Source organism: Undibacterium sp. Di24W (genome assembly GCF_049340325.1).
Classification (GTDB): domain Bacteria; phylum Pseudomonadota; class Gammaproteobacteria; order Burkholderiales; family Burkholderiaceae_D; genus Undibacterium.
This window is the reverse complement of sequence record NZ_JBMPOP010000010.1, coordinates 103522-116008: the sequence shown is the minus strand read 5'-3', so window position 1 is coordinate 116008 and position 12487 is coordinate 103522. Positions and strand designations below refer to the sequence as shown.

Here is a 12487-nt window from a genome sequence, read left to right as displayed (position 1 = left end):
AATCAATTCTTTTCAATATCCACCTATTTCTCTAATTGGAATCATTATGCACAAGCTTTTTATCAAACCACGTACATCGAACATGATTGTTTTTGCTGCCTCGACCTTGTGCACTGTACAGGGAAATATTGCGCTGGCGCAGGACGTCGCCACCACGGCATCCACACAATTGATAGCCGCGAGCACAGATCCAACTGCTGTCAGTACAGTCGAAATTTCCTCCAAAAAATCGCGTTCAGTTGTTTCCATGAGTTCCACTGAAGTTCAAAAAATTCTGCCTGGTGTCAATCCTTTAAAGGCCTTACAGACCTTGCCTGGTGTATCTTTTCAAACGGCCGATCCATGGGGTAATAATGAACAAAATTTACTCCTGTTCGTACACGGTTTTAATGGTCAACAATTAGGCTACACCATGGATGGCGTTCCCTTGGGCGACCAGCAGTACGGCAACTACAATGGCTTAGCACCACAACGTGCGGTCACCAGTGAAAACGTCCGTCGTGTGGTTTTGGCGACGGGCGCGGGTGATCTTGGTACAGCGTCCACCAGCAATCTCGGCGGCACGATCGAGACCTATTCGAGCGATCCGCTCGCACAGCGTAACGTGAATTTGCAACAGACTGTTGGTAGTCATAGCGCTTCTCGCACTTTCGTCCGCTTTGATACTGGCGATCTTGGTAATGGAAATAGCGCCTATATCTCTGCGCTTCATCATAAAGCCAAGGCATGGGATTTCAATGGCATTCAGAGTAACGATCAAGTCAACGCCAAGTTCATCCACAATTCCGAATCCGGTAAGTTCACTGCCTTCGCGGACTGGTCCGACAAGACCGAACCGAACGAAGACAGCATCTTGCATCGTTCTGATCTTGTTTCTCCTTACACACGACCATTTTTGTATCCAGACTTTGCAGCAGCTTTGGCATATTTGAGTGCAGGTGGCGCACCGCCAGCTTCAGTTGGGCCGAATTTTCAAAACTATTACAGCGATGCACAACGAACCGACAAACTGGCCTATGTCAAGTACGAAGCTTTCTTGCGCGACAATTTAACTTGGTCGAATCAATATTATTACCATCACAATGACGGCGTCGGCGTCGTCGCAGGACCGATTAATCAAGCGGGCTTGCCAGGCTTGTTCGCTGTGTATTACCCGAATCAAAATTTGAAGCAATTGTTCGGCAATTCCGGTTACGCCACACGCACTACCGAGTACAACATCAACCGTGATGGTTTTATTTCTACTTTGCGTTTAGAGTTGGGCGATCATTCTATCGAAGCGGGCGCGTGGTATGAACATAATCGATCAGGAACTTATCGTCGTTGGTATGCTCTCGATGTGAACAATCCAAGTTCACCGTACACACGTCCAGGCAATTTGGCCAAACCCATCATCACCCAATACGCCAGCAAAATCGATAACGAAGTCGTGCAATTTCACATTCAAGATGATTGGAAATTGCGCCCAGATTTAAGTCTCCAAGCTGGTTTTAAATCTAGTTTACAATTTGCAAAAGGCACCTTCCCAGTGCAACAGTTGCCAGCAGCGATAGGCAGCGGGTCGACTGGTTTACCAGAAGGCGAAATCGATACCAAGAAGTGGTTCTTGCCACAAATTGGTGTGCGCTGGGATGTTTCCCCGAACAGCCAAATTTTTGCTAACGTACAAAAAAATATGCGTCAATTTGTGACCTATGGTGCAGGTGGGCTTTCTCCTTGGAGTTTAGCCGGCCAGCCGGCTTTCAAACTATTTGCTGATACCGCAAAGCCAGAAACTTCCCTCATTTACGAATTAGGTTTGCGTGACAATCGCCAACTTAACATCGGCCCAATTACTAGTTTTGAAGGGCAAATCAACCTCTATCATGTCGACTTCAGCAATCGTTTGTTGGCGATTAGTTCCAACCCAATTATCACTTCCTTCGTCGGCGGCACGACCCTGTTGGCCAACGTTGGCAGTGTAAAAACCAACGGTGTTGATATCGCAGGCACACTACATTTTGGGCGTGATTTTTCTTTCTACAATGCACTCTCTTTCAACAGCTCGAAATACCAAGACAACTACACTTCCGGTAGCAGTTTAGTGCCGACCGCAGGCAAGTCGATTCCTGGTTCACCTGAATGGATGAACAAGTTTGTCGCGACGGCGAATTTCGGTAACACTGAGGTGCAACTATCAGGCGATTATGTGGGCCGTCGTTATGCCACTTACACCAATGACCTTTCCATTCCGAGCTATTTTTTACTCGGTTTGACCGTCTCTGGAAAATTACCTGTACCAACGAGTTTCATAAAAAATTTACGCTGGACACTGGCGCTAACGAATGTGGCAGACCGCAAGGGTATATTGCAAATCAACGGTAGTTATGTTGCTAGTGGTAGCTATGCGAGCTACTCTATCCCGCCCCGTCAAGGCTTCCTGACATTGAAGGCGGATTTTTAATGGCGGCCGTTCTCCTCTCGCAGCGCTCACAAGCTCGTCGTAGCTTCCTCAAAGCCACAGCGGCCGGCGCTCTACTGACAGCGGCACCGAGCTTCGCTCAAAATAAGCATGGCCGCCTGAATGCTGGTACCAAGCCGCTGCTGCTTGCGCATCGCGGTGCCTGTGCGTTACGTCCAGAGCATACGCTCGCATCCTATGCAAAAGCCATCGCGGACGGTGCCGATTACATCGAACCCGATTTGGTAATGACAAAAGATGGTGTTTTGGTGGCGCGTCATGAGAACTATTTGTCCGAAACGACAGACGTTGGCACTCGGCCAGAGTTCGCCAATCGGCGCACGAAGAAAACCATCGATGGTGAAACCCATGACGGTTGGTTTGCAGACGACTTTACTTTAGCCGAATTGAAACAACTGCGCGCAGTAGAGCGACTGTCGACCATTCGCACAGCCAGTTGTGCCTATAACGGCCAATTTCAGATTCCATCGTTCGAAGAAATTATTGATTACGTCGCAGCAGAATCGGCCACACGTGGACGTATCATCGGCATTATTCCAGAACTGAAAAGTTCAACTTACTTTGCCAGCGTTGGCTTGCCGATGGAGGATCGATTTGTATCCACCCTGTTTGCACACGAATATAGCCGTCGCGCGCCAATAGAAATTCAATCGTTCGAAGTGGCAAATTTAAAGTATCTACGCAAGAAGCTAGGGCGCCCAGCAAATATGAGCTTGATGCAATTGGTGTTGAACACGCCAATTCGACCAAGTGACGTCGTTGCAGCTGGCGGCAGCACCACTTTCGCGCAGATGATTACGCCAGCGGGTATGAAAGAAATCTCCAGTTATGCCGACGTTATCGCGCCACCTACTCGCGCTATCATTCCCTTGGGTAATGATGAGCGCCTTGCTGCGCCGACCTCATTTGTCGCTAATGCTCATCAAGCAGGTTTGCTTGTGCATGCATGGACCTTCCGACCTGAGAACATTTTTCTCGCTGCAGATTTCCGCAATGAGGCCGGGATCTATGCACGCAACGAAGCAGGTTCAGTTGCCGAAATGAAGCGCTATATCGAGGCGGGCATTGATGGCTTTTTTAGTGATGATTCAGCGCTAGGACGCATCGCAATCGATACTTAAACCAAGCAGGTTTTAGGGGAAATGGATAGTTGATAACTCATAGAATTGACTTAACCCGCAGATGCAACAAATCTAGACTATGCAAAGCCAAAAGTCGACGAGCCAGCTTTTGCATATCTTTCAATGTCGCGCTAGCGTGCGGCATTGAACCCGACTGTATTGTGCCTTTGAATACTTATGTCTGATAAATATGATCCAGCTATTCGTAAATTAGCTGTGACTACCCTAATTACTCAAGCTTTGCGGCTTAGCTCAAACCCAACTTCAGTCTAAATCTTTGATCAAGAGGCCTAGGCTATTTAAGCGTTTGAATTCGATAGCCTATAAGCATTCTACTGTTGGTGAATCAGATCCGCTATAAGCTTGGCATTGCATTTCAGCAAAAATAGCTACCTGCGGAGAAAAATATGCCTAAGATATTTTTTTTTGTGTTTTTGCCCTGACATCTAACACACATACCAAGTTCACCACATCCTCCCTTTGTTAGCCACAAATAGTGCGCTATGATAGTTCTTTGCATTAAGTCATGTGACTTATTCGAATCTGTCTTTTTTGCCGCTATCGGGATTAACATGGTGCGTATTCGTAAACTGCATACACGGATTATCTTTGCCTTTTCTCTGTTGCTGTCAACTGTGTTGGTTATCGAGCTAGCGGTGGTAAATACAGTGGTTTCTCGGAGCGCGAACGAAGCGGTCGAAAATAATTTGTTAGCAGGTGAACGTCTTTTTAATTCCATACGAAAAGACAACATCAAACGACTATCACAGTCGGCTGGTATCTTGACATCAGATTTTGCATTTATCAAAGCAACCGCAACGGGTGATCACAATACGATTGTTTCTGTGTTACTCAATCATGGTGGACGAATTAATGCTGACATATCTATGTTAGTCGCCCCTGATAATCGCCTGATCGCCGATACCTTTCGCAGCAACACTCCTGATCAGAAATTCCCCTTTCCAGAACTAATCAAGCGTGCCGAGCAACATGGGCAAACTACGTCTATCGTGATGTTAGACGGCAAGCTTTACCAATTGATTGTCGTTCCTGTGATGGCTCCGCTCCCTGTTGCTTGGTTAGCGCTGGGATTTGTCATCGATGATAAGTTTGCGAAGAATCTGAAAGATTTGACTGGACTGGAAGTTTCTTTTTTGACGCCGATCTCGGGACAAGAGCGTCTAAACGTACTTGCGACCACGCTTAGTGCAAATCGGGTTGCTGATTTATCCAGTGATATGAAAAAAGTTTCAGAAACGTCTGGAGCCAGCACTAAAGTATTAAAACTTGCAAAGGAAGAGTATTTGGCGCGTATTGATCATCTCAAGATCGATGATGGCACAGAGGCGATTACGGTTTTGCAACAGTCACTTGATGTTGCCTTAGCACCTCTTTTTAATTTGCGCTGGATTCTTACTGCACTTGGTTTTTTTGCATTAATGGCGACCTTGATTGCGGGATATAAAATTGCACGAAATATTTCCAAACCTTTAGTGGATTTAGGTTTAGTCGCACAAGACATCGAAGCGGGGCATTATTCTCAAGCGATGGTCGTTTCGAGAGATGATGAAGTCGGACAACTTGCGACAGCATTTCAAAACATGTCCAAAGGGATTGCAAGCCGTGAAGAGAAAATAAGCGAGCTTGCTTATCGTGATCGATTGACCGGGCTTGCCAATCGCACCTCTTTCAATATAGCGGTCAACGAAGCGATCAGCGATCCGGCTGGGCAGGCGACGACTTTTTCTATTCTGCTGATTGATATTGATCGTTTTAAGGAGGTCAACGATATCCTGGGGCATCATATCGGCGACTTGCTATTGCAACAAATTTCGCAACGCTTACAAGCAACACTAGATCAAAACCGTACGCTTGTTGCACGCCTTGGCGGCGATGAATTCGGTATCTTTATTCCAACGACAGACCAAGACGAAACGATCAAATTATCACAACTTATTTTGTCGGCACTTGACCAAGCTATTTCCCTAGAAGGACATCAGCTCATCGCCAGCGGCAGTATTGGTGTCGTGCAGTTTCCGACCGATGGCACGGATTTTAATGCACTCCTGCGCCACGCTGAATTGGCGATGTATACCGCGAAGCGTAGCAACAGCGGATTTGCTCTATACGACCCAAGCTTAGAGAGCAAAACGCAACAAAATTTATCCTTGATGGCGGAACTAAAGCATGCGATCGAGCACCATGAGCTACAGCTTTACTATCAACCTAAGGTGGATTTGCGCAGCAATACGATTAGCGAGGTCGAGGCACTGATCCGGTGGATACACCCAAAACGCGGCATCATTCCTCCAGATCATTTTATTCCCTTCGCTGAAAGCACAGGATTTATTGCGACCATCACCGAATGGGTTATCGAGCGCGCGCTCGAACAACGCGCAGCGTGGCAAACGATGGGTTTTCCCTTAGCTATATCTGTGAATATTTCCGCGCGTGATTTATTGAATGCAAAACTCCCCGCAAAGTTTGCACAATTCATGCAGGCCCACAATGCTTCATCGGATTGGCTTACGCTTGAGATCACCGAGAGTGCCATCATGACCGATCCCGAAGGCGCAATGAACGTATTAAATCAATTGCATCAAAGTGGCTTACATATGTCGATTGATGACTTCGGCACGGGCTATTCCTCGCTTGCCTATCTAAAGAAATTGCCGGTAAATGAGCTCAAAATCGACAAATCATTCATTACGGATATGGAAAATAACCCTGACGACGCGACGATCGTGCGATCCACCATTGATTTAGGGCATAACATGGGCTTACGAGTGATCGCTGAGGGCGTCGAAAATCAAGCAACTTGGGATGCTTTGATGGCGATGGGCTGCGACTCCATCCAAGGCTATTTTGTTAGCCGTCCGCTAGCCCCTGAAAAATTAATCCTATGGTTACAGAATTCAAATTGGAAATTTACGCCCTTACCTCATCGCCATCCACTAGCAGAGGCCAACCATGTCGCCCCATAAACACCTGTTTTTATCCATCGCAACTTTGCTCGTCGCCGCTACTACATCGACGGCACATGCAGATGGTTTCGCGCAATTCGATACACGCCTACGTTACGACAGTAACCTTGGAAATGCGAAGCAGCCCTATATCGTTGGCGATAGCAGTCTAATGACGAGCTTTACCATCGGCAAACAGCATTTTATCGACGATAGCAATCTCAATTTTTCGTATGCCGCCAAGTTATCAAATGAAAGTTTCAATCAGCTCACAGGATTAAGCCGCACTGGTGCTGGCTTACAGATCAGTGGAAAAAATAAATTTGGACTAGGGCCGTATGCGCCTAGCTTAAGTCTGGGGTTTGGGTTAGAGCGTCAGGCCTTTCGCGATAAAGAGCGCAATGGGACATTGCACCAAATTGAATTGAAAGCCAGTAAACGACTTTCTGAAGTCTTTAATTTATGGGCTTCGCTCGCTAATGAGAAAAATCATGCAGATCATCAAGATCGCATTGAGTACAACTTGCCTGGAACAACGTTTGAAACTAGCAATCGTATTTACAAACTCAATCTTGATTTCGCCCAGAGTGAATCAAGCATTTGGAATATTAGTTATGCAGTGCGCCAAGGAGATGTCTTGGTCACGACCAAGGCTGATTGGAATTCCAATTACACGATTGCTCGTGCGATTCACCCTGATAAGAGTTTTGGGGTGAATCGAAATACCTATCGCTTAGATGGTAGTACACAGACTTTATCGGCTGGGCTCACCCACAGCATCGATGCCAACTGGTCCGTGAATTTAAATCTTCAAAAAAACTGGACTACTATTCCAGCGGGCATGAATTATCAACGTCATGGCCTTAGTCTAAGTGCCAGCTATCAATTTTAAGGATTCATACAATGCAAATCTTAAAGTTCAAAAGATGGGCGGCTATCTGCTTATTCCTTTCAGGCTTAGCACACGCAGGCGAACTTCGCGTCTTTGTTAAGGATCAACACGCTAAACCAGTAGGAGATGCAGTGCTGTTACTTACGCCAGTAGATCCTTCAAAGATGCCACGGCTCAAACCTAAGGATGAGGTGGTGGATCAGATTGATAAAGAGTTTATGCCTTACGTCAAACCTGTCGTCGCAGGATCGAAAATATTTTTCCCCAATAAAGACAATGTGCGTCACCATGTGTATTCGTTTTCTCCGACAAAGTCATTTGAAATCCAACTCTATTCAGGTAAATCCGCAGCACCAGTAGTATTAGATAAACCAGGCATCGTTGTTCTTGGTTGTAATATTCATGATTGGATGCTTGGGTATATTTATGTCGCTGACACACCCTATTTTGCTAAATCGAAAGCGGACGGTACAGCTTTGATCGAAGGACTACCAGAAGGCGACTACCAAATACGTATTTGGCACCCAGGAATGGGAATGATTGCTGGGGAAACTGGCAAACAGGTGAGCATCAATGATGAGAGTACCGGCCAACTCAATTGGCAAATAAATGTCAAACCTGTCACAAGAATTTCTCGTAAAAATTCAAGTCAAGGCCCGGGATACTAGGGTGTATTAACTTATTTGCAGAGAGCTGAATTTCCAAGAACCTACACCGACGCTACCCAACTTGTGTTCAAACTCAATCTCTATCAACGTTCTCTGTTGCCGTTGCGCTCAATATGAATAATACTTGCACACGACAAAATTTCAGAAGATTTATTTGCCTTTAACGCTAAGCTTTTTGAAAATACACTAGCCAAGCCAGACATTTGCTTGGTGCAAAGCAAGCACAAAGAAAAAGTGGGGCGATACCAAGTAATGGGGCGCCAGCACACAATAATCTGAGAAGGCGCCATACAACTGGCACAAAGCCAAGTCCATCGTCGGATTTAATCGCGAATTGAGGTTCGGAGACGACGACAGCGCTTGCGACATTGGACAGACCAATTTAGAATAAACCTTGTCATTTTTTATCCCCATCTACTTCTCTTACCTTCTTAGATTCAATGAAAAAAGTTGCTGCTGCAGTCGAAACACTCACCCCTGAACCACGCTTGTATCGCGTAGTCTCCGCCCGCATTCAACAACTGATCAAAGAGGAGAACATCGCTGCCGGTGAACGCCTGCCGTCTGAACGTGATTTAGCCAGCAAACTCAATGTCAGCCGCGCCTCTTTGCGTGAAGCTTTGATCGCCTTAGAACTGGGCGGCATCGTCGAAGTACGCGGCGGTTCCGGCGTCTATGTAAGTGAGCAGGCCAAGGCCGATGCGGATGTTTTGGAAGTCGGCCCTGGCCCTTTTGAAGTACTGTCAGCACGCCGTCTGATTGAATCTGAGATCGCAGCCATTGCTGCCAAAAATGCGACTGACTCGGCGATAGATGCCATCCTGAAAGCCGTTCTTGAAATGGAACGCCATCACGATAATCGCAATGAGAACGAAATGGCAGATAGAAATTTTCATCTGGCGATCGCGCGTGCCACGGGTAATAGTGCACTGGTTGGTGTGATTGAATACCTATGGAATCAACGCGGCAGCTTGTGGCACAAATTGAAAGAGCATTTTCAGACGGAAGAATTACGCAAGCAAACCCTGCTTGACCATCGCGCCATCTTGGAAGCGATCGCCGCACATGACGCGAATGGTGCGAAACAAGCGATGCGTGCCCATCTGGATCGTGTTAGCCGGACTTTCTCACGCGGTTAATGTCAGTTGGTGCAAAGTAAATCAGATTCGATCTTTTAAATTACCTCGCTTTTCTCCTTCAAGGGAAAGGCCGGGATGGGGATGGGTTTTGGTCGAGGAAATAACGGTAACTCTTTCTCGAATCAAACCCATCCCCCCCCCCTAACCCGCCCCTTGAAGGGGCGGGAACATAGTTTCCATCGGGCTCACGGCTCATTTTGGATTCTATCCCGCCCGCCAATTTTTCCTACTATCCTACACTTCTTCACAGCAAGCATTCACAAGCGCTGTTCAAGCACTCTCAGATAAAGTCCTTCTCGGGAAACCATTTGTGCTACGTTCACACAGTCTAGCGCTCCCACCTCAAACCAAATTGACTATGATGACAACTAAGTGCCTTATGCTTGGAAATCGCATACTTATCTGAAAATATTCTTCTTCAAAAAGACCACATTCGGCTAGTCCACATTGCATATTTGGTCTTACCACATTAAAATGGCCTGACCAAATACAAATATCTCACCAATTTCAAAAACTAGACTAGAGACGACTATGAAACTTCAAGCAAAACTGTTGTGCGCCGTGCTTTGCACTCTTTTTATCCAAAACGCCGCATTTGCTGACGATAAGGAACGCAAGTTCCGTAACCCCGACAATCCTAACTTGGCCGATTCTGGTGAAGGCACTTACCCTGTGCCGTACAAGAAACCGGTCGCTAAGGAAGTTACTGATGCACTACATAGAATTCGCGCTTATCTTGAGTCCACTACGCCAACGCGTGTCATTAACAAATCGACCGGCGCAGTGATCACCGATTTTAAGAAGCCTATTAAGGAAGCGGTCTTTGAACCGAGTAAGGGTGATTACGGCATTATGGTCTATGAGATGGGTGTGGTCCATTCTGCTCTGTTGAAAGTGCGTGCAGCAACCAATGACAAACGTTTTACCGACATGACCGAGCGTCACCTTGGCTTCTTTGCACAAACCAAGCCTTATTTCAAAGCTCAGGAAGATCAATTTCACCTAGAACGTGGTAATAGCTTTTCGCGTTTTTTAGATCCTCGCTCATTAGATGATGCTGGCTCCATGTGTGCCGCATTGATACGCGTTCGCCTTGCAAAAATTGGCCCAGATTTGAATGACATGATACAAACTTGCAGCAATTGGGTCAGTAAGCAGCAATTCCGCTTAAGCGATGGCACGCTGGCACGCAAACGTCCACAAGCGGTGTCTCTGTGGGCGGATGATATGTATATGGGCGTTCCTGCATTGGCCGAAATAGGTCGATTAACCGGCGACAAATCCTATTTTGATGATGCAGTACGCAATGTTTTGCAAATGTCTGCTTACATGTTCAATCAACAAAACAACTTATACACGCACGGCTGGAATGCAAATAACCCCGACGCACCACGCTTCTATTGGGCACGTGCTAACGGCTGGGCCGTGCTGGCAATGTCGGATTTGCTTGACGTTTTACCGAAAGATCATCTTGGCTACCCTAAAGTCTTGAACCAATTACGTTTGAGTTTGAAAGGCATCGCTGAACAGCAATCAGGTCAAGGTCTATGGCACCAAATGTTAGACCGCCATGATTCTTATTTGGAAACATCCGCCAGTGCCATGTTTGTGTACGCGATTGCACATGCAGTGAATCAGGGCTGGATCAGTCCTAGTACCTGGGGATCTATTGCCCAAGCGGGTTGGGCAGGTTTATCCACTCGCATCACCGACAAAGGTGAGATCGAAGGGATATGCGTAGGCACGACCTTTGCCAGCGACCAGACTTACTACTATCACCGTCCGACCAGCGTTGAAGCCTTACACGGCTATGGACCTACCTTGATGGCGGGTGCAGAGATTTTGCAGATGCTGAAAAATCCAGCTTTCAATGTCGAGCATAAAGTCAGAACGTATCATTACGTGCCGACGGGTGCGGATAAAACTGACTATCGTGAACATCACTAAATCACACTTTAGGATCCCTATTATGCGTCTTCAATATAAAGCCATTGCACTCAGTTTAGGTCTGCTTCCACTTAGCTTGCTTGCCATGAACAGCCAAGCACAAGAACGATTAACGGTCACAGTCACCCATCAATTAAACGATGCGCGCCCATCCGAGACCATCACGATTCCATGGTCACAGGTGAATCAATATTTGCCTAATGCCCTAATCCAAAAAATCGCCGTCAAAGATAAACACGGCAAAATATTGCCGTATCAAGTCACCAATGTCGCGCCACAGGCAAAAGACCCGCAAGGCGTAGGTATCGCTTATGGTGAATTGATCTTCCAACACAACTTCGCAGCTGGTGAAAAAACTGCGGATTTCACAATAGAAAAAATCGACACAGTAGCGCCCGTATTTGAAACCAAAGCTTACGGTCGCCATGTGCCCGAACGGCTCGATGATTTTGCTTGGGAAAACGACAAAATCGGCCATCGCACCTATGGTCTGGCCTTAGCCGCAACAGCGCCTGTTGGCGTCACCAAAGAAGTCTTAGTCACCAGCGGCATCGACGTTTGGTTTAAGCGCGTACCCTACCCTATCGTGGATCGCTGGTATAACAAAGGTCACGACCATTATCATAAAGATGAAGGCGAAGGCTTAGACATGTACAACGTCGGCAAATCGCGCGGTTGCGGTGGCACTGGCATCTGGGATGGCAAGCAACTCTACACCAGCATCAATTATGAAAAATGGAGAATCCTGGCCAATGGCCCAGTACGTACCGTGTTTGAACTTAGCTATCAAAGCTGGGATGCCGCAGGCGTAGCGATGACCGAGACCAAGCGGTTCACGGTAGATGCTGGTCATTATCTCGACAAAATAGAAAGTACTTTTCAGTACACAGGTAGTACTGCATTGACCGCGGCTGTGGGTTTAAATAAGACCCCATCGGACAAAGGTCAGGAACCAAAAATCAGTGTTGAAAAAAATCTTAAGACAACTTCACTCTCACAATGGATACAGCAGACGACTAAAGGTGCATTCGGCACCGCGATTATTTTGCCGACCGCCAATGAATATGCCGAGGACAACTTGAATCATTTAATTTTGGCTCCTGTTCACAGCGGCAAAACGATGGCCTATTACGCTGGTGCGATTTGGGAGCGTTGGGGTGATGTTAAGACTAAGGAAGAATGGGATGCGTATCTGAATAAGATGGCTGCGCGTTATCAAGATCCGATCAGAGTTAGTTTAAGTGCTAGTAAGAAATGAGCGCCGGACTATCCCCTCTCCCGCAAGCGGGAGAGGGG

Annotated in this window: 8 protein-coding genes; all 8 read left to right on the top strand. The window is 46.7% G+C overall.

What is annotated here, in order from left to right; all coding sequences use genetic code 11:
• Positions 1 to 46: 46 nt before the first annotated feature.
• The 8 genes from ACO0KZ_RS18760 (at position 47) to ACO0KZ_RS18725 (ending at position 12449) form a co-directional block, all read left to right on the top strand.
• Positions 47 to 2443: a TonB-dependent receptor gene (locus ACO0KZ_RS18760; protein WP_422998040.1), complete on the top strand. Its 2397-nt coding sequence runs from the start codon at positions 47 to 49 to the stop codon at positions 2441 to 2443.
• The gene (locus tag ACO0KZ_RS18755; protein ID WP_422998038.1) at positions 2443 to 3582 is read left to right on the top strand and encodes a glycerophosphodiester phosphodiesterase; all 1140 of its coding nucleotides are present in this window, start codon (positions 2443 to 2445) and stop codon (positions 3580 to 3582) included. The genes ACO0KZ_RS18760 and ACO0KZ_RS18755 overlap by 1 nt, the downstream gene beginning before the upstream one ends.
• 572 nt (positions 3583 to 4154) lie before the next feature.
• The gene (locus ACO0KZ_RS18750; protein WP_422998036.1) at positions 4155 to 6566 is read left to right on the top strand and encodes a putative bifunctional diguanylate cyclase/phosphodiesterase; all 2412 of its coding nucleotides are present in this window, start codon (positions 4155 to 4157) and stop codon (positions 6564 to 6566) included.
• Positions 6553 to 7437 (top strand): hypothetical protein, encoded by an 885-nt coding sequence (locus ACO0KZ_RS18745; RefSeq protein WP_422998034.1) that lies wholly within the window; start codon positions 6553 to 6555, stop codon positions 7435 to 7437. The genes ACO0KZ_RS18750 and ACO0KZ_RS18745 overlap by 14 nt, the downstream gene beginning before the upstream one ends.
• Before the next feature lie 11 nt (positions 7438 to 7448).
• Positions 7449 to 8105 (top strand): methylamine utilization protein, encoded by a 657-nt coding sequence (locus ACO0KZ_RS18740; protein WP_422998032.1) that lies wholly within the window; start codon positions 7449 to 7451, stop codon positions 8103 to 8105.
• Positions 8106 to 8545: 440 nt separating this feature from the next.
• The gene (locus tag ACO0KZ_RS18735) at positions 8546 to 9244 is read left to right on the top strand and encodes a FadR/GntR family transcriptional regulator (RefSeq protein ID WP_422998030.1); all 699 of its coding nucleotides are present in this window, start codon (positions 8546 to 8548) and stop codon (positions 9242 to 9244) included.
• Between the two features lie 531 nt (positions 9245 to 9775).
• A complete protein-coding gene (locus ACO0KZ_RS18730) occupies positions 9776 to 11191 on the top strand; it encodes a glycoside hydrolase family 88/105 protein (protein ID WP_422998028.1) in 1416 nt (471 codons plus the stop codon).
• A gap of 22 nt (positions 11192 to 11213) precedes the next feature.
• A complete protein-coding gene (locus ACO0KZ_RS18725; protein WP_422998026.1) occupies positions 11214 to 12449 on the top strand; it encodes a DUF4861 family protein in 1236 nt (411 codons plus the stop codon).
• Positions 12450 to 12487 lie beyond the last annotated feature (38 nt).